Here is a 24267-nt window from a genome sequence, read left to right as displayed (position 1 = left end):
CCTGGCCGGAGGCGCCCACGCACCCCAGTCAGCGAGGCCACGGTCAAGACTCACGTATCCGCCATTATTGCCAAGCTCGGAGTCCAAGACCGGGTGGGAGCAGCGGTGTACGCCCTGCAGCACAATCTGGTGTGATCAGACTCATCCGATCCGCCTATCCGGATGGGTGATTCACCCTGTCACCCAGCACAAGATACTTAGTGCGTCACCAACACCGTATCCGGAAAGGACGAACGATGTTCCGCCTCGCCTTCTCACTCAACCCCGCCTCTTTCAGCAAAGATATCGATGGCGGAATTTTTGGATGTGGAGATAACGGCTTCTGACCGGAACACACATGCTTGTTGCAGCCGACCCGGGCTGAGCGAGAAGCTCCGACATTGCCGCCTGAGCCGCCGCGCGTTCGTCGAGGAAAGTCACTCCTGCGCCCCTGTCGTCGAACGCGCGCCCTCAATGACGCCAGCGGGCGGGCCGAGTGCCCCTCGGCCCGCCCGCTGACTCGATGGTGACGCGCCTACTCGTTGCCGTGGCAGGTCAGACCCTCCTTGGGCATGGTGCCGGAGATCAGGTAGGCGTCGACGGCGTCGTTGACGCAGGAGGCGTCGCCGCCGTAGGCGGTGTGCCCGTTACCCTCCCAGGTCAGCAGCTGGCCGGAGTCGAGCTGCTCGGCGAGGGACTTCGACCATGCGTACGGGGTGGCCGGGTCACCGGTGGTTCCCACCACGAGGATCGGCGCAGCCCCACGGGCATGGATCTGCGCGGGCTTGCGGGTCCCGTTGTGCCCCCACACGCTGCACACCAGGTCCATGCCGACCGCGGAGTCCGCGAAGATCGGGGCCTCGCGCTTGGCCTGCTCATACTGCGCGGCCCAGGTCGTCTTGTCGCCCTCCACCGGGTAGTCCAGGCAGGTGACGGCCTGGAAGGTACCGCCGCTGTCCTCCTTCGAGGAGGAGTCCTGCTCCTCGGAGGCCGCGAAGGACGAGCCGTCATGGTGGTTGATGGCCTGGTCGAGGGCCTTGTTCAAGGGCTCCCAGTTCTGCTCGGTGGTGTAGAGGTACTCGCTCAGGGCGGTGACGATGTCCGAGCCGGTCACGGTGCGCTTCGGGTCACCGGTCGGCAGGGGCGTGCTGTTGGCGGAGGTGATGAGATCACGGATCTGCTGGACTCCGGCGTCGGTGCCGCCGCTCAGCGGGCAGCCGACAGAGGACTGGCAGTAGTCGACGTAGGTGCGCAGCGCCTGCTCGAAGCCCTTGGCCTGCCCCAGCCCCTGCTCGGCGAGGGACAGGGAGGGGTCGATGGCGCCGTCGAGCACCATGCGGCCCGTGTTGCCGGGGAAGGTCTCGGCGTAGACGGAGGCGAGGTAGGTGCCGTAGGAGAATCCCAGGTAGTTCAGCTTCTCCTGGCCGGCCAGCGCCCGCAGGATATCAAGGTCCCGGGCCGCGGAGACGGTATCGACGTGGTCGAGCAGGGCGGCGGGCTCAGTGTTGGAGGCGCACTGCTCGGCCAGCTCCTGGAAGGACTGCCGGGTCGACTCCGCCCACTCCTCGTAGGACTCGCCGCCCGAGGCGGTCCCGGCGGAGGCCTCCGCGGAGGGCTCAGTGCCTGCCGACGGCGTACTCTCGGCCAACGGCGACGCCGTGGCCCCAGCCGAGGCGGAGGGCTCGGCGGTGCTGGAGGATGAGTCGTCATCGCTGGAGCAGGTGATGGCCGTGGAGGAGCCGACCCCGCGCGGGTCGAAGCCGATGATGTCGTAGGCGTTGAGCAGATCGGGGCTGAAGGCGTTGCCCGCCCGCTCGGCGAAGGAGACCCCGGAGTCACCGGGACCACCGGGGTTGATGAACAGGACGCCCTGGGCGTGGCCGCCGGTGGCGGCGCGCTTCTTCACGGCGATCGAGATGGTCTTGCCCTTGGGGTTGGCGTAGTCCAGGGGGACGGTGATGACGGCGCAGCTGAAGGCGGCCGTGTCGGTCTCCTCGGAGGAGTCTGCCGTCCCGGCCGCGCCGCTCGCACCGTCGGAGCTCGGGGCGGCGGTTGCCTGCGCCGACGCCGTGGCGGCGGTCGTCGTGGAGGCGCTCGCCTGAGCGGTCTTGCCCGAGGCCTTCTCCATACCGTCGGTGGAGGCGCAGGGGTACCAGTTGACGGCCTGGCGGTAGAAGGACTCCAGGCCGGAGGGAATCGGGCCCGGGACGGTGGCCGAGCCGCCCGCTGCGGGGGCCAGTCCCGTCCCGCAGGCGCTCAGGCACCCGCCGACGAGGACCGCCAGGGCACCGATGCTTGTGCGACGACGGCGCGGCGGGCCGCCCGTCTTCGAGGACTCCGCGGTCGCCTGCGCCGCGATGGCGCGCCCTGAATCGACCGGACGCCGCCTTAGTGTTCTTGTCATGCGTGGCATCCTACGAATGCCACCTGTGTCCCCCGTATGCCCCGTGTGTTCGTAGGGTAGGTCGCCGGTTCGTACCCTGAACCCCCGAACGCGCGGCACAAGGTACGAACGCGCGAGGGCGGGCCCCTGGTCCGCCCCTGCAAGCCTCAGGCCCCGACGTCGCGCAGATGCCCCAGCACCTCGGCGTGGGCGGTCGGGGTGCCCACGAGGAGCGAGCCGGCGCGGCGCACGTCGAAGGGCGCCCCGTCCATCCGGGTGAGGACCGCGCCGGTCTCGGCACACAACAGCGCACCGGCCGCAACGTCCCAGGGCTGGAGCCGCGGCTGGGCGTAGACGACCGCGCCGCCCGCGGCCACCTCCGCCATCTCCAGGGCGGCCGCCCCGTAGCAGCGCATGCCCCGCGAGACCTCAATGGCCCTTTTGATGCCCGCGTCCTGCGTGAGCTGGAAGTGGGCGATGAGCATGCCCTCGCTCAGGGGCAGGTCCTCCACCCGCCCCAGCGCCCGCGGCGCCGCGTCGTCGGCGCCCGCCGAGCCCACCAGAAGCGGCTGCACCCATGCGCCCCGCCCGCGGATGGCCGTGTAGAGCCGGTCAGCCACCGGGTCGGCGAGGACCGCCACCGTGGGCACGCCGTCGTCGACCAGGGCCAGGGAGATGGCCCAGTCGCGGTGGGTGGCCACGTAGTTAAGAGTCCCGTCGATGGGGTCGAGCACCCAGGCCCGCCCGCGGTAGGCCTCGAAGTCCTCGACGCGGTGCGACTCCTCGCCGTGGACGGGGACACCAGTGGCCTCCAGGTGACCGGCGATGCGCTCCTCGACGCCGCGGTCGACCTGGGTGACCAGGTCGTTGCGGTGCGCCTTGGCCTCGATGCGCAGCTCCTCACCCGGGTTCAGGGCGAAGGCGGCCGCCTGGCGGACCGCAGCCACCCCGTGGGCGAGCAGGTCCTCCAAGCAGGCCGACGACGTCGGCCCCTGTAAGGACTTCGGTGTCACCGACCCACCACCGGCGCTCATGACTGGGGCTCCCGGTGCCTGACGAGCCGGCTGCTGTGGACGAGCCAGGCCACGCCCAGCACCACCAGCCACAGGGGCGAGGCGAAGACCGCGATACGGGTGTCGTGGGCCTGAGTGAGGGTCCAGATGACGAAGGCGAAGAAGGCCAGGCACAGCCAGGCCGCCACACGCTCACCGGGCAGGCGGAAGGCGCTGGCCTCGTGCAGGTCGGGCCGCAGGCTGAGGAAGCGCAGGTAGCTCACGACGATGACGCACCACACGAGGATGAACAGGACGCTGGCCACCGTAGTCACCGTCGTGAAGGCCGCGATGATGGACTTGGAGGTGTAGAGCAGCGGGATCGAGGTGAGCAGGAAGGCACAGGTGACGGCCAAGGACACACCCGGCACCGAGCGGGCGGTCAGCCTGCGGAAGACGTGGGGGGCGTTGTCCGCCCAGGACAGGCCGAAGAGCATCCGGGAGGTGGAGTAGACCCCGGAGTTAGCCGACGACGCCGCGGCCGTGAGCACCACGAAGTTGACGAGGCTGGCGGCCACGCCGAGCCCTGCCAGGGCGAACATGGCCACGAAGGGGCTTTCCTCGGGATTGATCTCCTGCCACGGAGTGACGGCCATAATGGCCGCGAGCGCCCCCAGGTAGAACAGGACGATGCGCAGCGGGATCGCGTTGATGGCCCGCGGAAGAGTGACCTCCGGGTCCTTGGCCTCGGCGGCCGCGGTCCCCACGAGCTCGGTGCCCACGAAGGCGAAGATGGCGATCTGGAAGGCCCCGAAGAACCCGCTCGCGCCCTTGGGGAAGAACCCGCCGCTCCAGATGTTGGAGAACTGGGCGTGGGCGCCGTTGGGCGCCGTGAACCCGCGCAGCACCATGAAGATGCCGACGACGACGAGCGCCATAATGGCCACGATCTTGATGATGGAGAACCAGAACTCGATCTCCCCGAAGGCCTTGACGGTGGCGAGGTTGAGGCCGAACAGCAGGACCACGGTCACCACTGGCGTGATCCACAGAGGCAGGTCCGGCCACCAGTACCTCACGTACCCGGTGATGACGATGACCTCGGCCACGGCCGTCACCAGCCAGCACACGTAGTAGGTCCAGCCCACGAAGAAGCCCGCCCACGGCCCGATGAGGTCGTGGGCGACGTCGGCGAAGGACTTGTAGGACAGGTTGGACAGCAGCACCTCGCCCAGGGCCCGCATGACCAGGAAGAGGATGCCGCCGATGACCGCGTAGACGAGGAACACACCGGGGCCGGCCAGGGAGATCGTCTTCCCCGACCCCATGAACAGCCCGGTTCCGATGGCCCCGCCGATGGCGATGAGCTGGACGTGGCGGTTGGTGAGGTGGCGCTGGAGCTGGGGCTCCGCGTCGTGGTCCACCATCTGGTCGAGGTCAGGCCGCTGAGGCGGCGAGGACTCGGCCGCCGAGGCGGAATCGGCGGGCGTCGGCGTGAGGGGCATCTCGTCTCCTGATCGTGGGTGACGCCACGAGCCTAGCGCTACCAGGTTCATCCCCGATTCACACGGGTAGGCTCAGCGCCGTGAACCTCAAGGAGCAGATCCGCCACTCGATTCCGGCTGCGATCGTCGTCATCATCGGTGCCTGGGTGATGATCTACTACTCGATCGTCCAGTGGGAGGCGATGAAGCCGGTGCCCAGCTGGGACCTGGCGATCTTCTCCGAGCTGGCCAAGGCCTACGCCCACTTCCAGGCCCCGATCGTGCCGGTCAAGGCCGACGGGTACAACCTCCTGGGTGACCACTTCCACCCGATTCTCATTCTGCTGGGGCCGATCTGGCGGCTTTTCCCCACTCCCCTGAGCCTGCTCATCACTCAGGACCTGCTGCTGGCGTTCTCGGCCTGGCCGCTGACCCGCCTGGCCAGCCGGCTGACGAATCGGTGGGTAGCCGGTGGGCTGGGGCTCGTCTACGTCCTGTCCTGGGGGATGCAGGGGGCGGTGGCGGCGCAGTTCCATGAGATCGCCTTCGCGATGCCGATGCTGGCCTACGCCTCGGTGGCCTTCGTGGAGCGGCGCTGGGGGGCGGTGACGGCCTGGTCGGTGCCCCTGGTCCTGGTCAAGGAGGACATGGGGCTGACGGTGCTCATGATCGGGGTGGCCGTCATCCTGACCTCGGCGGTCCCGGCCTGGTACCGCACGTGCACGGTCATTGGGCCCGGTGGTCGCAGGACCGACGGTCCCGACGCGGCCGGTGGGGACGCCGCTGAGGACGACGCCGCCCGCAACCGGCAGCGCGGACTGCGCCTGGGCGTGGGCATGGTCGTCGGCGGAATCGCGGCCTTCCTCTTCGCCACCCAGGTGTTCCTGCCGGCCTTCAACATCAACGGGGTGTGGGACTACGGCCTGAGCTCACAGGACCAGCCCACCTCACCCGACGCCCTGACCCAGAAGGCCACGGTGGTCGTCATGCTGATCCTCACCAGCGGGATCGTCGGGGTCACCTCGCCGTGGCTGCTCGTGGTGCTGCCGACGTTGGCGTGGCGGTTCCTGGGGTCGGTGGAGTTCTACTGGGTGTGGGACAACTGGCACTACAACGCCACCCTCATGCCCATCGCGCTGGGGGCGCTGCTCGACGTCGTCGCTCGGCGCCGGGCGCACGGCTCCTACGTGGCCGACCGCCCCGTCAGGCAGGTGGGGGTCGATGGCCGAGCGGTCGTGGAGCCCTCAGCCCGGGCCGCCGGGGATGCCAGCGCCGCCGATGAGTCCGACGTCGACGGCCCACGCCGGCGCCCGGCCGCCTTCCCCACCTGGCTCACGGTGCCGATGCGGCACCGCTTCGTGGTCGCCACGAGCATCCTCACCGCCGTAGCCACCGGGGTGCTCACCGCCCCCTATCTCCCGCTGTGGCAGGCCACTAACAAGAACTTCGACCCGCTCGCCGCCGAGGCCAAGCAGACCGACGAGGCGAAGAGAACCGAGACGCATCGGGTGGCCGTCGCCCACGAGGTCATCGCCACCATCCCCGAGGGGGCCACGGTGGTCACCGACCTGTCCCTGCTGGCCTACCTGGTGCCCCGGGCCGAGGTCTCCTGGATGGGCACGAGCGGACCCGACAAGGAGTACATCGTCATGACCCCGGGCAGCGCCAGCCAGTGGGGCACCACCAATGCCGCCACCTGGGGCGAGCAGCACTCCCAGCAGGGGGCCAGCTACTCCCTCATCTTCAACAAGGACAACTACCAGATCGCCAAGCGCAATGGCTGAGGCCGACCCCGGCGCCGATGCCGGGACCCGCCACGCCTCCGGGGCCGGGGGTGCTCCCACGCCGGGGACCGGAGTCGGGGCTGAGCCGGGGGCCGAACCGGCAGCGGGCGCCGCCTCCCTTTCGGCAGCCGACTCCCCGCCGGTGGCCGGGCGGGCCCCGTCCGTGGCCGCCTCCCTGGCCCTGGTCGCCGCGGGCGGATGCGCGGGCACCCTGGTGCGCGCGGCCCTGGAGTGGGCCTGGCCCGCCTCCCCCGGGCACCTGCCGGTCACGACGCTGGCCCTCAACGTCGTCGGGGCCCTGGCCCTGGGGCTGCTGCTCGGGGCTCTCGGCGAAGGGCGCCCCCGCCTGCGACTGGCCCTGGGCACGGGGGTGCTGGGCGGGCTGACGACGCACTCGACCTTCATCCTGGAGAGCCACCGGCTCCTGACCTCCGGCGGGGACGGCGGCCACCCGGTCCTCGGCGCCGCCTACCTGGTGGGGTCGATGGTGGCCGGGCTGGTGGCGGCAGGGCTCGGGCTGTGGCTGGCAGGCCGTCTGCGCCGTCCGGGTCGCACGGGCGGCGTGGGCAACATGGGCCAGGCAGGCCGAGCGGGCAGTGTGGGCGACGCGGGCGACGGCACGGGCCGAGTGGGCGGCAGCCTCGTCCCGGAGGCGTCATGAGTGGGGCCGCCACCGGGCTGGGGACCTGGCTCGCCGACTGGCTCCCCCTGGCGATGGCCGGCGGGGTGGGGGCCGCCTGCCGCTGGGGCGTGGACGCCTCCGTCAGCCGCCTCAGCGGCCGAGCCGCCCGGGAGGCCGCAGCGGGAGCCCGGCAGCGGCGTCGTTCCGGGGTGCGGGCACTGTTGATGCCGTGGATGCTACGGATGCCGTGGGGCACCGTCGTCGTCAACGTGACCGCCTGCCTCCTCATGGGCCTGCTCGTGGGTTGGGCGGCAGACCCGCCGCACTCCGGGACCTGGGCCGCCACCGCGCTCACCGTCCTGGGGACCGGCTTCCTGGGCGGGTACTCGACCTTCTCCACGGCCTGCGTCGAGGGGGCGCGCCTGCTGCTGGCCGGGCGGTGGGGACTGGCCCTCGTGCATGCGACCCTCATGACGGCGGCGACGCTGGGCGCCGTCGGGCTCGGGCTGGTGGCCGGCGCAGCCCTGCGCTAGAGCGTCACCCGACCGGCCCCCACCTCACTTCGACACTTCGACCGAATCTTCACAAACGACGCGGCTCCGGGTCGTTTGTGAAGATTCGGTCGAAGTGTGTCGGTCGAGGGATGCGAGACGACGCCGCCCCCGGACCGATGAGCTTCGGTGACCTTCGTGAGCGCGCCGTAAGCGGCTCGTGAGCGCCCCGTGAGATTGGCGGGCCTGCCGAGATCAGCCCGAGACGGCTGTGACGAACTGTGCTCTCATCAGCCTGATCAGGCGTATTGCGGGGCGTACCTCCTCTGACAGACTCGCTGCCATGAGTGTTCAGCCGCCTTCTTCGACGCCGACGCAGACGCAGTCGCGGACCAACCGCGCCACGGTGATCACCCTCGTGGTCATCGCCGTCATCCTGGCCGTCCTCGCCGCGGTGCTGCTGCAGAACGTCGCCTCCCGGCGCCATCAAGCCGCCGCCACCAGCCGGACCTCCGCCTCCGATTCGGCCGCCGCGGTCCCCGAGCCCGATCCGGCCCCGCCGGTCGCCGACCAGTCGACCCTGGAGCTCATCCACTCCGAGATCCACCGTGACCCGACCGACGCCCAGGCCAAGGGAAAGGTCGACGCACCGGTCGTCATGGTCATCTACTCCGACTTCGCCTGCCCCTTCTGCACCCAGTTCGCCCGGAATGTCGAGCCCAAGCTGGACAAGCTGGTGGAGGAGGGCACGCTGCGCATCGAGTGGCGCGACCTGGCTCAGATCACGGAGACCTCGCCCCTGGCCGCTCAGGCCGGACGGGCCGCCGCCAATCAGGGAAAGTTCTGGGAGTTCCACGACGTCGTCTACGCCGCCGCCGACCCCAAGGGCCACCCAACCTACACCGAGGACTCCCTGGTCGACTTCGCCAAGAAGGCCGGGGTACCGGACCTGAAGAAGTTCCGCACCGACATGACCGCCGCCGAGACCGTCAAGGCCGTCACCGAGTCCACCAACCACGTCCACTCCATCGGCATTCAGGGGACCCCGTTCATGATCGTGGGCGAGACCTACATCAACGGGTACAAGGACGCCAACTACATGACGGCCGTCGTCAAGAGCCAGGCCGCCAAGGCTAAAGAGGCCAAGGGAGCCCAGGCAGCCACAGGTGCCGCGAGCCCGACGAGCCCCGCGGCACCGGCGCGCTGACCACCACGCAGCGGAGCACCGACGGGGCCCGGCGGCGCACGCACGCCCACTCCACCCCGAGGCTCTTCCCCCGACTCGCCCCATGGGCGGGCCGGGGGACGCTATTCTTCCACCACCTGTCCCATCGATCGTCTGACGAGCAACGACGCAAGCAGCGACGTCACCAACGGTCATCTCACTAAGGAGCGCGAGCATGGCACTGAGCATCGGAGTGGATGTCGGCGGAACGAAGATCGCAGCCGGCGTCGTCGACGACGACGGGAAGGTTCTTCAGACGATTCGGCGCGACTCCCCCGCCTTCAGCCGCCAGGCGATCATCGACACGATCACGACGGTGGTGCGCCGGCTGCGCGAGGACTTCCCCGACGCGGCCACCGTGGGCATCGGGGCGGCGGGCTTCGTGTCCTCCGACCGCAACACGATGGCGCACGGCACCAACCTGGACTGGACCGGGATGCGGATCGGCGACGTCGTCTCCGAGGGCGTGGGCCTGCCCGTCGTCGTCGAGAACGACGCCAACGCCTTCGGGTGGGCCGAGGCCCGCTTCGGGGCGGCCCGGGGCAAGCGCAACGCCCTTATCGTGGCCATCGGCACCGGCGTGGGCGGGGCCATTATCGTCGACGGCCACCTCCTGCGCGGGGCGGCCGGATTCGGCGGGGAGATCGGGCACATCAACGTCGTCCCCGGCGGACGCCCCTGCGGGTGCGGCCTGCGCGGGTGCTTGGAGCGCTACAGCGCCGGCACGGCCCTGGGCATCAACGCCTGGGAGTTGGCGCAGTTCCGCCCCGACTACGCGGCCCGCATCATCGAGCTCTCCGGCGGCAACCCGGAGCACATCTCCGGCAAGGCCGTCACCGCCGCGGCCCGCGAGGGGGACCCGGCCGCCCTGGAGTGCTATGAGCAGCTCACCCACTGGCTGGGGGTGGGGCTGGCCGACATGTGCGCGCTGCTGGACCCCGAGGTCATCGTCATCGCCGGCGGCCTGGCCGAGGCCGGTGACATCCTGCTCGCCCCCACCCGCAGGGCCTTCGCCGAGAACCTCACGGCCGGCCCCCACCGCCCCGCCATCCCGGTGGTGCTGGCCGAGGGCGGCCAGGAGGCCGGGCTCGTCGGCGCCGCGGACCTGGCCCGCCAGCCCTGAAGGTCGCGGGGCACCGGTCGCCGAACCAGCTGGCTGCACTGAGGCCGACTCAGCAGATATAGCACTTGCTATACTTGTGTCATGTCTGTTGTGGAGACGCGTCAGAACCTGGTCTGCGTCGCTCAGGAGACGGATGAAGCAGTCCGTCAGGCTCGGCATCAGCTGGTTGCGGCCGTGCGCGAGGCTTCCAGAAACGGCCTGTCCCAGAAGGAGATCGCCCGGCTGATCGGCCGAAGCCAGCCAGAGGTCTCCCGACTTCTGCGCTTTCACGGCACCACGCCGCTGGCCAAGCAGCTGCGGACTGCACGCCGAGAGGTCATCGAGACAGTCAAAGCGGCCGGCGGCTCGAATGTTCGCGTTTTCGGCTCCGTGGCCACCGGGCAGGAGCACGAGGGCTCCGACATCGACCTGCTCTTCCGCATGGATCAACCACTCGGGCTCATGGATCTGGCCGGGCTGGAGATCGAGTTGGGGACCATCCTGCATGCCGACGTCGACCTCGTGCCCGACACCAACATCCGCCCAACTATGCGCGAGCGGATCCTCTCCGAGGCGGTCCCGCTATGAGCCCCGCAGGACGAACAACTGCAGAAATCATCGCGGAAGCCCTGGAGTGCTACGAGCAGCTCACCCACTGGCTGGGGGTGGGACTGGCCGACATGTGCGCGCTGCTGGACCCCGAGGTCATCGTCATCGCCGGCGGCCTGGCCGAGGGCGGTCAGGAGGCCGGGCTCGTCGGCGCCGCGGACCTGGCCCGCCAGCCCTGAGGGCCGCAGGGCTCCGGCGCAGGCCGCCCGAACCGGAGGCCACGTCGTCGAGGACTTACTTTCTGCACGAGGACTGCGTTCTCCTCCAGATGACTGGAAGCGGACCTCAGTCATCTGGAGGAGAAGTACGTTCTCGGGGCGAAACGCAGTCGCCGATTCCCTGGGGCGCCAGGCTCGCCCTGCGACCATCAGTGCGCCGGGGCGCAGGCCTGAGCTCAGTCCTTGGTGACCCGGCTTGAGTCCGCGGCCGCGGAGACGCCGGCACCGTCGCCATCACCCCCGACGCCGCCTCCGCCGTCGGCGCGCGTGGCCAAGGCGCCGGCCTTCTCAGGCTCCTTCGTCTCAGCGCGCTTCTCGACGACGGCCCGGCCGTAGTCGGGATCGGCCTCGCCGACGCCGTCGCCGTCGAGGTCGAGCTGGTCGAGCACGCCCTGGTCGAGTTCATCGGGGTCACGCACGGGCGAGTCGCCGGCGGACAGGAAGATCCCCACCCAGCGCGAGCGCGAGTCGGAGTCGATGAGGAGGGCCTTGACGAACAGGGTCAGCGGCACCGCCAGGATCGTCCCCATCGCCCCGACGACGGTGGACCAGAACAGCAGGCACAGGAAGGTCGTCGTCGTGTTGAGCCCCACCGCGTCCCCGGTGAACTTGGGCTGGATGAGGGACTGGATGACGAAGTTGGCCGCCGTGTAGGACAGCACCACCCACAGCGCCGTCCAGGGGCCGGAGTCCACCAGCCCCAGGATCGCCGGCGGCACCACGCCCAGGACGAACCCGATATTCGGGATGTAGTTGGTGATGAAGGAGACCACGCCCCAGGTGATGGCCATCGGCACATCCAGGTACCACAGGGTGACCGCGTTGATGACAGCCACGATGAGACCGAAGACCGTCGAGACCATCCAGTAGGAGCGCACCGCCTCGCAGAAGGAGACCAGGGCGGAGGCCATGCCCGGCTTGAGGACACTGAGAGCCGCAGTGCGGATCTCGATCTTGGCGGTGTCGAACATGAGGAAGACGACCACCATCGACATGACGCCGAGCATCGCGCTGGCCGAGGTCAGCTGCCCCAGGACCGACTGGGCCACCATGACGAGCTGGGAGGTGTCCAGCACGTTGGTGACCTGCTTGAGCACCGTGGACTGGTCGACCCCCATGCTGTTGAGCTGGGTCTCGATCTGCTTCCAGATCGCCTGGAACTTGGGGGCGTACTGCGGCAGGGTGTCGACGAGCTGGGCGACGGCGACGGCCAGGGCCGCGAACAGCAGGACGACGAAGGCGAAGATGAGCACGATCGCCGCCGTCGCCGCGACCACGCGCGGCACCCGGTGGCGCGTCATCCAGGACACCAGCGGCCGGACCGTCACCACGAGGGTCAGGGCGAAGAAGGCCGGGGCGAAGAGGTCCTGGATGAGGTAGAGCCCCACCGCGCCAATGGTCAGTGCCGCCAGGAGGTAGGCGATGGTCTCCCCCTGCGTGCGCTCCCCGGGGACGGGAACGGAGGCCTTCCGAGCTTTTTCCGACACAGCTGCCATGAGCGCATCCTCCCACGGACTGGCGGCGCGCTGCGCCCCGACGGACCTGTGCGCGCCGTGGGAGCTCTCCGCGTTTCGCGCTCGCGGCGACGGCGCTGGGGCGGCAGTCCGGCGGCAGCCGGGTGGCGCTCCGGTGGCCCCGGCCCGCCTCAGTCCACCGGCAGGACCTCGGCCAGCCAGGTGTCGACGGCGCGGTAGAAGGTCTGCGGGTCGCTGCGGCGCACCTGGTGGCCGGCCCCGGGCACGAGGACCGGGGTGATGCGGGGGTTGCGGGCGGCGGTGGCCAGGCCCTCGCGGCCCACGCGGGCGCTGCCGGGCCGGTCGCCGGTGAGCAGCAGGGCGGGGACGTCGAGCGCGGCCATGGCCTCGTCCCAGGGGACCTCGGGGGCGACGACGCCGGTGAGCAGCAGGCCCGGGTCGGTGCGCTGGGAGGCCCACACGCCCGGGAGGGCCTCGGCGTCGGGCATGGTCTTCAGGGCGCGGCCGACGGCGGCAGTCAGGTCGGCGACCTCGGCGGCGCGGGCCCGCTCCCGGGCGGCGCCACGGGCCAGGAGCTCGCGCGGGCTGCGGGTGCCGAAGCGGGCGGGGTCTTCCAGGACGACACCACAGACCAGGTCGGGGCGGCGGACGGCAGCCACCATGGCGGTGGCCGCACCCATCGAGTGGCCGATGACGACCGGGGCCGGCGGCGTCGGCAGACCCAGGGCGGCCCGGCCGCGCGAGGCGGCCTCCAGGTCCTCCAGGACGGCGATGAGGTCGCCCACGAGGACCTCCCCGGCCCGCTCGAGCTGGGCCGGCTCCCACCGCGGGGACAGGCCGTGCCCGCGAGCGTCGACCGCGACGACCCGGTAGCCGCGGCCCACCCAGTGGTCGATGGCCTCGGCCAGGGAGACCGCGGATCCGGTGATGCCGTGGAGCAGGACCAGGGTGGGGGCGGCGTCGGGCCCCGCGACGATGCGCGCCAGTGAAGTCATGCCCCCATCCTGCCCCGTGACCGCCCCGTAGGCTGAGCCCATGAGCGAGACGAGCCAGCAGAGCACGCCGAGGATGAACGTCGAGTCCTTCAACCTGGACCACACCAAGGTGGCCGCGCCCTACGTGCGCGTCGCCGACCGCAAGGAGCTGCCCGGCGGGGACGTGCTCGTCAAGTACGACGTGCGCTTCTGCCAGCCCAACCGCGCACACCTGGAGATGGAGGCCGTGCACTCCATCGAGCACCTGAGCGCCGAGCTCATGCGCAACCACACCGACCGGCTCATCGACTTCTCCCCCATGGGCTGCCAGACCGGCTTCTACGCCCTCATGCTGGGGGTGGGGACCGAGGAGTTCCTGCCGCTGCTGGAGGCGACCTTCCGCGACATCCTCTCCGCCCAGGAGGTGCCGGCGGCCAACGAGGTCCAGTGCGGCTGGGGGGCGAACCACTCGCTGGCCGCCGCCCAGGAGGCGGTGCGCGACTTCCTCGCCGCCCGCGAGGAGTGGACGCAGGTCATGGCCTGACACAGCGCCAAGACCAGGAGCCGAGGAGAGGACAGTCCTCACAGTCTGACAACACCGGGCCCGGCACAGTGACGGGGTGAGACGTCGCGCCGTCGCCGGGCTCCGACGTCGGCCCGGATCAACGGGGCCGGCACCGTATCCTGACGCTGTTCCGCACGCGCCCGCTGGGGCGCCAACCCACCGATTTCCCGAAAAGCGACGAGAAGCATTGACAACCATGGAGAGCACCGTCATCGCCAATCCCGCCAACCCCATCCTCATCTGGTGGGTCATCGCCCAGCCGCTGCTGCTCCTGCTGTCCTACCTCGTGGGACAGGTGACGCGGTTCCTGCTGCGCGGACGGGTCTCCGTGTCGGATGCGGAGGCCACGCTCATCGCGCTCATCGGCCTGTGGCTGGGGCTGCTGCTGGCGGGGTGGATCTTCGACGAGGGCGACCTGTTCTCGGTCAAGATGCTGGCGACCTCCTGCGGCGTGGCAGTCGTGGTGCTGGTCGCGACCTCCGCGGTGCTGGCGCGCGTCCAGCACCGTCGCACGCTGCTGCCGATCGCGGAAGTCGCCCAGATGGGCGAGTCCGACCGCCTGGAGTTCAAGTCCTCGGCCCGCTGGAACCTGCGCACAGACAAGCGCGATGAGGCCATGGAGGAGATCGTGGCCAAGACGGTGGCGGCCTTCATGAACTCCGCGGGCGGCACGCTCCTGCTCGGCGTCGATGACGGCGGCAACCTCATTGGGCTCGGCCCCGACTACGCCACCCTCAAGCAGCCCGACGCCGACCGTTTCGAGCTGTGGCTGCGCGGCATGTGGCGCACGCGCATGGGCACGAACGCGGCGGCGCTGCCGCAGGTGGACTTCGCGCCCACACCGGACGGGACCGCGGAGGTGTGCCGGGTGACGGCGCCCCCGTCCCCGCTGCCGGTCTACCTCAAGCCGGCCAAGGGGCGCGACGGGGCGGCGCTGTGGGTGCGGGTCGGCAACTCGACGCGGCGCCTGGAGGTGGACGACGCCGTCGACTACGTCATGCTGCGCTGGCCGCGGATCAACCACGTGGCCTGGCCGATCCGGCTGGGGAACTTCCTGCTGCGCCGCGACCAGTCCCGCCGGGCGCTGCCCATCAACCCGGCGGCGGCCGTCACCGCCGCCACGGGCTCCCAGGACGACGAGGGTACCGGTCAGTAGGCCGTCGTAGACCACGGGCCGCCGGAACACAGCGGGCCCCGGGGCCTGGTGATGGGGCCCGGTCCTGGTGATGGGGCGCGGCAAGGCAAGGCCCAGCGGTGGGACGAAGCGAGGCCCGGTGGACCGGCCCAATGCGTGCGGGGACATCCTGCACGGCCGGGGACCGGACTACGGCCCTCGACGGCGTCGAATGCCCCCGCCCGGAAGGACACGCATCCGACCGCGCGCAATGTCCCCGGCGAGGGCGGGCCGGCAGCAATCCACCTGACCCGCCCTCGCCAGACACCGCGGCCACCAGTCTCAGGACACGACAGCGGCCTGCCTACCCTCGGCGTCCGCGGCGCCCTCAGCATCCTCGCCCTCATCGTCCGAGCAGTCCGTCACCGGTCGGGCGGACTGGCCCGCATCGGCCTCCTCCTGCTCCAGTGCCTGCTCCAGGCCCTCCCCCTCGACGTCGACGACGGGGAGCAGCCGGTCCAGCCACGCCGGCAGCCACCAGGCCTTCTCCCCCAGCGCCGCCATGAGCGCGGGAATGAGGGTCATGCGCACGAGGAAGGCGTCGGCGGCGATCCCGACGGTCAGGCCGAGGGCGATGGGCTTGACGTACACGTTGTCGGTGTGGACGAAGGCCATGAAGACACCGATCATGATGACGGCCGCCGCCACCACGACCTTCGCGCTGCCCTGGAACCCCGCCTCGACCGCCGCCGCGGCCGCCTCACGGCGGGCCTCGGGCGTTGCGGCAGTCGCGTCGCCGCGCCGTCGGGCCCACTCCTCGCGCATGCGTGAGACGAGGAAGACCTGGTAGTCCATGGCCAGCCCGAACAGGACTCCCATGACGATGACCGGCAGGAAGGAGATGACGGCACCGACCTTGGAGACGGCCAGGAGGTCGGCCGCCCAGCCCCAGCCGAAGACGGCGCCCACGGCCCCCATGCCCGCACCCAGTGACAGCAGGTACCCGAGGGTTGCGGTCACGGGGACGGCGATGGAGCGGAAGACCACCATGAGGAGGATGAGCGAGAGGCCCACCACCACGATGCCGAAGGGGATGAGGGCGGCGTTGAGCTCCTCGGCGACGTCGATCGCGACGGCGGTCTGGCCGGTGACCATGACGTTGCTGAGCCCGTAGCGGCTCTCGTAATCACCGGCGTGGGAACGGATACTGCGCACGAGCTCCATCGTGGCGGGGTCGGCCTGCGACTTCTCGGGGCGGAGCTGGACGAAGGCGAGCGTCCCGTCCTCGTTGGGAGTGGCCAGGGAGACTCCCTCGACGCCGTCGAGCTGGGAGAGGTCATGGGCCAGGCCCTGGACCGCGGCGACCGAACCGGAGGGCTGCGAGATGTCGGCGATCACGACGATCGGGGAGTTGTAGCCCTCGCCGTAGGCCGCGGCGACGGCGTCGTAGGTCTCGCGCTGCTGCGTCCCCTTCTCGGCGAAGCCGTTGTCGGTCAGGGCCAGGCGCAGGCCGCTGGCGGGGACGGCGCACAGTCCCAGGAGGACGACGACGGCGCCGATGGTCATCCAGGGCCGGCGGGTCACCGTGCGCACCCAGCGGGACGCCGGCCTCCGGTCCGCGTCCGCACCGACGCCGGCGGCCTTGCGGCGACGCGGGAGCAGGCGCTGACCGAGGAGGCCGATGAGTGCGGGGACGACCGTCAGGGCAACGAGCACGGCCACCGCCACGACCGCCGCCGAGGCCAGGCCCATCGTGGTCAGGAACCTGATGCCGGCCACGCTCAAACCGCACAGGGCCACGATGACCGTGGTGCCGGCGAAGACGACGGCCCCTCCGGAGGTGGCGGTGGCCCGCCCGGCGGCCTCGGCCGGATCGACGCCGTCGGCGAGGTACTCGCGCGCCCGCGAGACGATGAACAGGGCGTAGTCGATGCCGACCGCCAGTCCGATCATGACGGCCAGGACCGGGGTGGTGGAGTTGATGTCGGTGATGCTCGCCGTCGCGAGGATGCCGAGCATGCCGACGCCCACGCCGACGGTGGCGGCGACGAGCGGGGTACCCGCGGCTGCGAGGGAGCCGAAGGTGATGAGCAGGACGATCGCGGCGATGGCGACGCCGACGAGCTCAACGGCGGAGATACCGATCCCCACCTCCTGGTCGATGTTGCCGCTGCGCTGGACCGTCAGGGACGGGTCCATGGCCTCGGCGCGCTCGGCAAGGGTGTCGAGGTCCTGGGCGACGGTCTTGGCCTTCGGCGTGGTTCCGGTGGTGATGGAGCCGACCGAGGCGTCCGTCTGCACCTGGACGAGCACGTGGGTGCCGTCGGCGGAGACGGTTGACGCGACCCCGGCGGCCTTGTCCCCGAAGGGCGGGGAGACCGTGGCGACACCGTCGATCTGTGAGGCCCGAAGGGCGAAGGCGTTGACCGCCGGGGCGTGGTTCTCGATGCGGCCGTTGGAGCTGGTGATGAGGATCTGCTCGCTGGTGCCGGCCGCCTGGGGCAGCCGGTCGGAGAGGACTTCCAGGCCCCGCATCGACTCGGTGCCGGAGATCGTGAAGGTGTCGTCGAGCTGGATGCCGGTAGTGGCGACGACACCGCCGAGGGCAGCGATGAGCAGCGCCCAGGCGGCGAGGACCCGGGTGGCGTGACGAGCGCACCATCGCCCCAGGGATAAGAGGAAGTTGGACATGGCAGGCCTTCCAGAAGGTACGGAGATGATCGAATTCGATACGCAAACGTACTGGATACATTCATGTATTGAAACCCAGGACGTTGTGACTCCTCGCACCCCCACGGCGCCGGTAAGGTGGGAGGTCTCATGACACCGAGCACCGACCCGCCCGCCACCGAGCGCACGCTGCGCAAGCGGGAGAACACCCGCGCCCGCCTCATCGAGGCGGCTGCGGACATCGTTGCCTCCAAAGGCATCGCCAGCACTCGCATTGACGACGTCGTCAAGCAGGCCGGCTTCACCCGGGGCGCCTTCTACTCCAACTACTCCTCGCTCCAGGACATCCTCACCGAGGCCATCGTCACGCGCTCCAACACCTTGCTGTCACGGGTCACGCAGGCCATCGACTCCTTCGAGGGCGCCCCCACGATGGACTCGCTCATGGAGCTGCTCGAGGCCATCCGCCCCGAGGCCCGCACCATCTACCTGCTGACCACGGAGTACTCCCTCTTCCAGCTGCGCAACCCCGACAGCCCGACGATCCCCGGCACGGCGCGCGCCGATTTCACCGCCAGACTGTCCGGGACGGTCGAGAAGGTTCTCGCCCGCATGGGGCGCCGCCCCACCGTCCCCACGGCGAGCCTGGCCGATATCGTCAGCCTGCTCTTCATGGACTCGATCGCCGCGAACATCGACTGTGGCAGGCTGCGCGACCTCATCGAGGCGGTCATCATCGGGCTGAGCACGCCGACGAAGGCCGGCGACGCCTGACGTCACCCCGCACCAGAGCTTGCCTCCTGGCGAAGCGACGGATTCCACCCCGACAGAAGGCCACCGCCCCACCGACCCCCACTGCACGCTCTCTACAGCGCCTCGACAGAACTGCCGTGCGGCGAATCTGTCCAGATGGGACGACTTTGAATCACGGCACCCGCACCGCAGTCTACAAAAGCCCAGGTCATCGCCCTGTTACTTCCTGATCGTGGCTGCGATCGGCCGTCAAAGTCGTCCCCTCTGGACAAAACGGACACACCTCAGTCCACAACCCCCCACTCCAGCAAGGCGCGTTTTGATGATGTTTGACATCATTTACATATGGATAAGTCATCCAGGATCGAGGGACTGCTGACGCGTCTCGCCGCTTACCAGGGAGCAGCACGCCTGAGCACGCTGTGCAGCACGCGGACCGAGCGTCGTCTGGTTGCCCGAGCCGCCGCCGACGGGCTCGTCACTCTTCACCCGAACCACGTGGCCGCACTGAAGGGCGCCGACCCTCGTTTCATCCTCTGCCGACGCATCAGGGGTGTCATCACCTGCGCCCACGCGATGCAGCACTACGGCCTACCGCTGCAATCAGCGCCCACAACGTTGCATATCGCCATCCCCTGCAACCAGGGTCACATACCGGACGCAATCGGACACGTCGTCACCCATCGGTTGAGTGGACTCATTCTGCCCGCCGCAGATGCGGCACCGGTGGCACCCGTGGAGCAGGCACTCATCTGTTACCTGCGTTGTGCGGATGAGCTTGATGCACTCATCGCGCTCGATGCGGCCCTTCGACTTGGGCTGACGACCCGTTCTCAGCTTGAGAGCCTCCTACGGGGTCCGCGAAACCACCGCTCCCGCACGCTTGTGTGGCGGTCGCTCCCCGATGCCCGCTCTCTTCTGGAGACGATCGCTCGTTACGAGCTGGAAGAGGCGGGATACCGGCCGGCGACGGCGGTGTTCGTCCCGGGCGTTGGAGAGGTGGATCTGGTGCTGACAGCTCATCCACACGACCTCATCCCCGGTCTCACGCCCGACACCAAGGCGCTTCGAGCAGACAGTCACCCAGCACTTCTCATCGAGACGGACGGCTACGCCTTTCACTCCTCCCATCTCGACTGGGAGCACGACCACCTGCGCGACCAGGCCGCACTCACCGCGAGTCACGTTCCAGTGCGTCTGACTAGCCGACAGGTCCTCCAGCACAGCACGGTCGAAATTGTCGCCCCCATCGCCATGCGCATGGGGATCACCCCGATCATCCCGCTCCAGGCAGGGTGATGGCGCTCTTACCTCATAGGTTCCGAGTGCGACGGGCACGGCAGACGAACCGGAGGGAACCGTCACCTGGATCGTTGGCGAGCGCATCCGCCGTACCTACCCCGCCCAGGAACCAGACGCCCCAGCTCTTGACCCGCGGGCGTGTGACGGCAGCATGTCTCCAGAGGCAACGACACCGACAGAGTCACCATGCAGCGATTCTGTCCATCTGGGACGACTTTGAATCACGGCAGCCGCACCGCGGTTGACAAAAGCCCAGGTCATCGCCCTGTTACTTCCTGATCGTGGCTGCGATCGGCCGTCAAAGCCGTCCCCTCTGGACACTTTCAGGGCTCGGCCGCCCCTGTAGGCTCGGCGTGTGAGTCGCACCTGTGCCGCGCCCGTCATCGTCTCCTGCGCCATGGCCGAGGAGGTCCAGCCCTTCTTGGACGCCCTGCCCGAGCGCGCGGCGGCCCAGGCGCCGATCCTGCCGGGGGCCGCACGCGCCTGGTCCCTCCAGCTTCCCGGCGACGAGCGCGAGCTCATCGTGGTGCGCAGCGGTATCGGGCTCGTGGCGGCCGCGAGCGCGCTGGCGACGGTCCTGGCCCGGGTCCGTCCCAGCGCCGTCGTCTCGGCGGGAACCACCGGCGGGCTCGGCCGGCAGGTCGAGGTCGGCGACGTGTGCGCCTCGGCGAGCCTGGCCTACACCGATGCCGACGCCACCGCCTTCGGCTATGCCCGCGGCCAGACCCCGGGCCAGCCAGAAACTTTCACCGGCGACCCGGCTTTGCTGGAGCGTCTGGAGCAGGTGGGCCAGGAGGCCCTGCGCGGCGCCACGGCATCGTCGGGCTCGGCGCGGCTGCGCGTCGGTCAGATGCTGGCCGGCAACTCCTTCGTGACGGCCGCGAACATGGCCGACACCCGCGAGGTGTTCCCCACGGCACTGAGCACGGACATGGAGTCGACGGCGCTGGCGCAGGTGGCGGCGGGCGCCGGCATCCCCTTCGTCTCGGTGCGCGGCGTGTCAGACCTGTGCGGCCCCGAGGCGGGCCAGGACTTCCACATCGCCGCCGAGGAGGCCGCCGCCCGCAGCGCCGCGGTCGCCCTGGCTCTGCTCGGATGAGTCGCTGACGCCCCGCGCCTCCCTCCCCACCCACACTTCGACAGAATCTTCAGAATCGACCCGGAGCCGCGTCGTTTGTGAAGTTTTGGTCGGTTTGTCGGGCGCCGCTCAGTCGGCCTGGCGCAGGCGGGCCTCGACGCGCTCGACCTTCGCGGTCATCTGGCCGGTCCAGCCGGGGCGGATGTCGGCCTTGAGGACGAGCGCCACGCGCGGACTCACCTCGGCGACCGCCTCGCAGGCTCGCTTGACCACGTCCATGCACTCGTCCCACTCACCCTCGAGCGTGGTAAACATCGAGGTCGTCTCATGGGACAGGCCGGAGTCGCGCACCACGCGCACAGCCCGGGCCACCGCCTCGGAGACCAAGCCATCAGGGTCGTCGGTGGTGGTCGGGGACACGGAAAAGGCAACAAGCATGCGGCCAGGCTAGCCTCGCGCTGCCCGGACCGCCGCTCCGAGCGTTCTTGCCTTCGAGCGCGCTCGAAGCTCTACGGTCTCAGGCATGACCAGCACGATCGCCCCAGGCAGCGAGCCCGACGACGCCCGGCTCCGCGAGGTTCTCCGGCTCGCCTCCGTCCCACGCAGCGACAACCTCGGGCCTACAGACGGGCCCGGTGCGGCCGGATGGGACATCGCGACCACCGCCGACCGCCTGGGGGTGAGCGCCCACACTCTGCGCTACTACGAGCGAATCGGGCTCGTGCGGGTCGGGCGCGACGCCTCCGGGTACCGCCGCTACGACGCCACGGCCGTGCGGCGCCTGGTCTTTCTTACCCGGATGCGCACCTCGGGCATGACGATCAGCGACCTGCAGCGCTATGTCGACATGGTCGAGGCCGGTCGGGACACGGTACCCGAGCGCCTGGCCATGCTCACCGAGCACCGCAGTGTCCTGCGCACCCGAATCGATGAGCTCCAGCTGGCGCTATCCGCCACCGACTACAAGATCGCCGCCTACACGCGGGAGCTGCAGGAGCAGGCCACCGCACACGACATCGACACCTTCGACACTGACAAGGAGAACCCCTCATGACCGCTGAGACCACTCACCCCCAGCACGACGTCAACAGCCCCGAGAACCTGGCCCGGCGCGAGCGCGGCCTGGAAGTCGCCCGCTCGGTCGACGGCGAGGCCGCCCGGGCCGTCATCGACTCCCTGGCGGACATCAGCCCGGCGCTCGCCCACCACATCGCGGCCTTCGGCTTCGGGGACGTCTACGCCCGCCCCGGCCTGGACCCGCGCAGCCGCCAGCTCGTCACAATCGGCGTGCTCACGGCCCTGGGTGGCTGCGAGCCGCAGCTGAGGATCCACATCGGCGCTGCGCTCAACGTGGGGCTGACCCGCGAGGAGATCGTCGAGGCGATCCTGCACGCCTCGGTCTACGCCGGCTTCCCGCGAGCGCTCAACGCCACCTTCGTGGCCCGCGAGGTCTTCGCCGAGCGCGACGCCGCCGACTGATCGTCCGCATCGGCCCGTATCGCGCGGCCTCAGCAGGTCGCGACAGAGGCGTACGTGTCCAAATCTGTGACAAAGAGGTCCAAGCACCTTTTACTGAGCAGCAGGAACCGCAGGACCATGCGGTTTCATCTGGCACGCTCAGCACCTGCCCCCGCCTTTGTCACAGATTTGGACACCGTTACGTTCCTCGGCGCCAGATCGACAGCCGATTACGTCACCAGCACTCCGCACCATCATCACGACCCGATGCACGCACCTACAGCGCCACAAGGACCTGAACCATGACGATCTTGACGACGATGGCCAGGGCGAACAGGGTCGCGTAGCCGGCCTCGATGCGCTCGTCATCGCGTTTGGACAGGGCGAAGGCGAGGATCGCGGGCTGCCCGACGAGCCCGGCCAGGCCGCCGGCGGCGCGCTGCGCGGACACCCCGGCCCACCGCGCCCCGGCCAGCAGGATGATCGCGTTGACCGCCACGATGAGCGCGGCGAGCACCCCCACCTTGAGCCCCGTCATCGAGAAGGCCGAGGCCGCGAAGTCCGGCCCCGAGGCCAGCCCGATCGCGGCCAGGAAGAACAGCAGTCCCAGCTGCCGGATGGTGGAGTTGGCGGCATGCGGCAGCCCCCACACGAAGGGCCCGGTGCGCCCCACCCACCCCAGGACCATGCCGACGACGAGCGGCCCGGCCGCCACCCCGAGCCGCAGGGTGATGCCACCGGGCAGCGGGATCGCCACCAGCCCCAGGAGCACACCGAGCGCCATGCCTGCCCCGACGGAGAAGGCATCGATCTGGGCGATGGAGCGCTCGGAGTCACCGAACCAGTCGGCGGCCTTCTCCAGCTCGTCACTGGGGACGACCGCCAGCACCCGGTCGCCGAGCTCCAGGACGAGGTCCTCACGGGCCAGCAGGTCCAGGTCGCCGCGCTTGACGCGGGTGATGACGCCCTGGAAGCGCCCAGGCATGTCCACCTCGGCGATGGTGCGCCCGGCCACCCGCGTCGAGGAGACGGTCAGGCGCCGGAAGTCGACGACGGTGCGGTCCTTGGCCAGGCACTTGTTGAGCCCGGTGCCCAAGTCGTGCACGGCGGACTCGACGGCGGACGGCGCCCCGACGATGACGACCTTGTCCCCGGGCAGCAGCTCCTCACCGGGGGCCACGACCCGGGTCTCGCCGTCGCGCTCCAGGTAGGAGATGCGGATGCTGCCCTCCTTGAAGGCCTTCATCTCGCCGAGGGCCACCCGCTGGAGGAGGTAGACGCTGGTGGCGGTGATGCCGTCGGCGCTGGCGGGCCGCGGGTCGCGCCGCCCGGGCCAGGTGCGCCCCACGACCCCGGCCACGATGAGGATGGCGACGGCGACGCCCACGGGGTAGGCCAGGGCGTAGCCGACGGCGGGCTCCTGGGTGCCGGCCGCCTCGATGGCGGCGTCGAGCACCGGCGAGGTCAGGGCTCCCGCGTAGGCGCCGGAGTCCATGGCGGGGCTCACGCCGGCCAGGTGGGAGTAGAGGCCGCCCGCCGCGCCGGCGATCACGAGCGCGACGACGCACATGGCCATGAGCGGCAGCTGCCTGCGCAGGTCGCGGAAGAAGGTGTTGCCGGCGGCCAGGCCCACGGTGTAGCAGAACAGGGCCAGGCCGAGGCTGCGCAGCAGGGTGAGGTTCGCGCCGAGCCGGGGGTCGAGGGCGCCTACCGCCAGCCCCACGAAGAGCGCCCCGGCGGCGCCGAAGCGGATCGGCCCCAACGGGATCTGCCCTGCTGCGGTCCCCAGGCCGATGACGAGGAAGACGGTGAGGATCGGCGCCTGCGCGAGGACGTCGAGGACGGGATGGAGCACGGACACGAGGTCAGGGTAGCCGCACGCCCCGAAGGCCCCGAACCGCGCACCACCGGTTCCCGGCCCAGGCTCGGCAGCGTCATGCGCGACGCCGCGAAGCGGCCACCGGAAGCACTGTTCAATGAGTGGGATAA

Annotated in this window: 22 protein-coding genes and 1 pseudogene; 15 read left to right on the top strand and 8 right to left on the bottom strand. The window is 70.1% G+C overall.

Features of this window, described 5'->3' with window-relative positions:
* Positions 1–18 precede the first annotated feature (18 nt).
* Positions 19–135: pseudogene (locus BKH20_RS00820) on the top strand (LuxR C-terminal-related transcriptional regulator); the annotation flags it as partial.
* A 379-nt stretch (positions 136–514) separates the two neighbouring features.
* Here the strand turns inward: BKH20_RS00820 and BKH20_RS00815 are convergent.
* The 3 genes from BKH20_RS00815 to BKH20_RS00805 all read right to left on the bottom strand — a co-directional run bounded on the left by BKH20_RS00815 (position 515) and on the right by BKH20_RS00805 (position 4859).
* Entirely contained in the window at positions 515–2392 is a 1878-nt protein-coding gene (locus BKH20_RS00815; RefSeq protein ID WP_075389548.1) for an alpha/beta hydrolase, read from the bottom strand.
* A 137-nt stretch (positions 2393–2529) separates the two neighbouring features.
* Entirely contained in the window at positions 2530–3396 is an 867-nt protein-coding gene (locus tag BKH20_RS00810) for an inositol monophosphatase family protein (protein WP_075389547.1), read from the bottom strand.
* Positions 3393–4859: an amino acid permease gene (locus BKH20_RS00805; protein ID WP_178388529.1), complete on the bottom strand. Its 1467-nt coding sequence runs from the start codon at positions 4857–4859 to the stop codon at positions 3393–3395. The genes BKH20_RS00810 and BKH20_RS00805 overlap by 4 nt, the downstream gene beginning before the upstream one ends.
* A gap of 80 nt (positions 4860–4939) precedes the next feature.
* Between BKH20_RS00805 and BKH20_RS00800 the strand changes: the two genes are divergently transcribed.
* From BKH20_RS00800 to BKH20_RS00770, 7 genes are all read left to right on the top strand, one after another.
* Positions 4940–6622 carry a DUF2079 domain-containing protein gene (locus BKH20_RS00800; protein WP_075389546.1) on the top strand — a complete coding sequence of 561 codons (1683 nt, stop codon included), beginning with the start codon at positions 4940–4942 and terminating at the stop codon, positions 6620–6622.
* A complete protein-coding gene (locus BKH20_RS14440) occupies positions 6615–7283 on the top strand; it encodes a fluoride efflux transporter FluC (RefSeq protein ID WP_256692954.1) in 669 nt (222 codons plus the stop codon). Before BKH20_RS00800 ends, BKH20_RS14440 begins: the two co-directional genes overlap by 8 nt.
* Positions 7280–7777: a fluoride efflux transporter FluC gene (locus BKH20_RS00790; RefSeq protein ID WP_075389545.1), complete on the top strand. Its 498-nt coding sequence runs from the start codon at positions 7280–7282 to the stop codon at positions 7775–7777. The genes BKH20_RS14440 and BKH20_RS00790 overlap by 4 nt, the downstream gene beginning before the upstream one ends.
* A gap of 229 nt (positions 7778–8006) precedes the next feature.
* Complete coding sequence (locus BKH20_RS00785; protein ID WP_075389544.1) at positions 8007–8942, top strand: DsbA family protein; 936 nt, start codon at positions 8007–8009, stop codon at positions 8940–8942.
* 193 nt (positions 8943–9135) lie between these two features.
* Complete coding sequence (locus tag BKH20_RS00780) at positions 9136–10083, top strand: ROK family glucokinase (RefSeq protein WP_075389543.1); 948 nt, start codon at positions 9136–9138, stop codon at positions 10081–10083.
* A gap of 81 nt (positions 10084–10164) precedes the next feature.
* Positions 10165–10650 carry a nucleotidyltransferase domain-containing protein gene (locus BKH20_RS00775; RefSeq protein ID WP_075389542.1) on the top strand — a complete coding sequence of 162 codons (486 nt, stop codon included), beginning with the start codon at positions 10165–10167 and terminating at the stop codon, positions 10648–10650.
* The gene (locus tag BKH20_RS00770) at positions 10647–10850 is read left to right on the top strand and encodes an ROK family protein (protein ID WP_075389541.1); all 204 of its coding nucleotides are present in this window, start codon (positions 10647–10649) and stop codon (positions 10848–10850) included. Before BKH20_RS00775 ends, BKH20_RS00770 begins: the two co-directional genes overlap by 4 nt.
* A 215-nt stretch (positions 10851–11065) precedes the next feature.
* On the opposite strand, the gene BKH20_RS00765 is transcribed toward BKH20_RS00770, so the two are convergent.
* Together BKH20_RS00765 and BKH20_RS00760 are read right to left on the bottom strand one after the other, a co-directional pair.
* Entirely contained in the window at positions 11066–12385 is a 1320-nt protein-coding gene (locus BKH20_RS00765) for an AI-2E family transporter (protein ID WP_075389540.1), read from the bottom strand.
* Positions 12386–12534: 149 nt separating this feature from the next.
* Positions 12535–13359, bottom strand: coding sequence for an alpha/beta fold hydrolase (locus tag BKH20_RS00760; RefSeq protein WP_075389563.1), 825 nt, complete (start codon positions 13357–13359; stop codon positions 12535–12537).
* 40 nt (positions 13360–13399) lie between these two features.
* Here BKH20_RS00760 and BKH20_RS00755 point away from each other — a divergent pair, with 40 nt between their 5' ends.
* Both BKH20_RS00755 and BKH20_RS00750 read left to right on the top strand, forming a co-directional pair.
* Positions 13400–13882, top strand: coding sequence for an S-ribosylhomocysteine lyase (locus BKH20_RS00755; RefSeq protein ID WP_075389539.1), 483 nt, complete (start codon positions 13400–13402; stop codon positions 13880–13882).
* Positions 13883–14099: 217 nt separating this feature from the next.
* The gene (locus BKH20_RS00750) at positions 14100–15059 is read left to right on the top strand and encodes an AlbA family DNA-binding domain-containing protein (RefSeq protein WP_430793217.1); all 960 of its coding nucleotides are present in this window, start codon (positions 14100–14102) and stop codon (positions 15057–15059) included.
* A gap of 300 nt (positions 15060–15359) precedes the next feature.
* Here BKH20_RS00750 and BKH20_RS00745 read toward each other — a convergent pair whose 3' ends face one another.
* The gene (locus tag BKH20_RS00745; RefSeq protein ID WP_075389537.1) at positions 15360–17708 is read right to left on the bottom strand and encodes an MMPL family transporter; all 2349 of its coding nucleotides are present in this window, start codon (positions 17706–17708) and stop codon (positions 15360–15362) included.
* Between the two features lie 129 nt (positions 17709–17837).
* Between BKH20_RS00745 and BKH20_RS00740 the strand changes: the two genes are divergently transcribed.
* The 3 genes from BKH20_RS00740 (at position 17838) to mtnN (ending at position 20841) form a co-directional block, all read left to right on the top strand.
* Entirely contained in the window at positions 17838–18461 is a 624-nt protein-coding gene (locus BKH20_RS00740) for a TetR/AcrR family transcriptional regulator (RefSeq protein WP_075389536.1), read from the top strand.
* 324 nt (positions 18462–18785) lie between these two features.
* The gene (locus tag BKH20_RS00735) at positions 18786–19739 is read left to right on the top strand and encodes a hypothetical protein (protein ID WP_075389535.1); all 954 of its coding nucleotides are present in this window, start codon (positions 18786–18788) and stop codon (positions 19737–19739) included.
* Between the two features lie 358 nt (positions 19740–20097).
* Positions 20098–20841, top strand: a complete 744-nt coding sequence (gene mtnN / locus BKH20_RS00730) for a 5'-methylthioadenosine/S-adenosylhomocysteine nucleosidase (RefSeq protein ID WP_075389534.1) — start codon at positions 20098–20100, stop codon at positions 20839–20841.
* 108 nt (positions 20842–20949) lie between these two features.
* Here the strand turns inward: mtnN and BKH20_RS00725 are convergent, their stop codons facing one another.
* Positions 20950–21258 carry a thiamine-binding protein gene (locus tag BKH20_RS00725; RefSeq protein ID WP_075389533.1) on the bottom strand — a complete coding sequence of 103 codons (309 nt, stop codon included), beginning with the start codon at positions 21256–21258 and terminating at the stop codon, positions 20950–20952.
* An 85-nt stretch (positions 21259–21343) separates the two neighbouring features.
* On the opposite strand from BKH20_RS00725, the gene BKH20_RS00720 reads away from it, so the two are divergent.
* Together BKH20_RS00720 and BKH20_RS00715 are read left to right on the top strand one after the other, a co-directional pair.
* Positions 21344–21874 (top strand): MerR family transcriptional regulator, encoded by a 531-nt coding sequence (locus tag BKH20_RS00720; protein WP_075389532.1) that lies wholly within the window; start codon positions 21344–21346, stop codon positions 21872–21874.
* Complete coding sequence (locus BKH20_RS00715) at positions 21871–22299, top strand: carboxymuconolactone decarboxylase family protein (protein ID WP_075389531.1); 429 nt, start codon at positions 21871–21873, stop codon at positions 22297–22299. The genes BKH20_RS00720 and BKH20_RS00715 overlap by 4 nt, the downstream gene beginning before the upstream one ends.
* A 256-nt stretch (positions 22300–22555) precedes the next feature.
* On the opposite strand, the gene BKH20_RS00710 is transcribed toward BKH20_RS00715, so the two are convergent.
* A complete protein-coding gene (locus BKH20_RS00710) occupies positions 22556–24139 on the bottom strand; it encodes an aspartate:alanine exchanger family transporter (RefSeq protein ID WP_075389530.1) in 1584 nt (527 codons plus the stop codon).
* Positions 24140–24267: the final 128 nt, after the last annotated feature.

The sequence above is a fragment of the Actinomyces oris genome (assembly GCF_001937445.1).
Lineage (GTDB): Bacteria > Actinomycetota > Actinomycetes > Actinomycetales > Actinomycetaceae > Actinomyces > Actinomyces acetigenes.
This window is presented reverse-complemented; position numbering and strand designations above follow the sequence as displayed.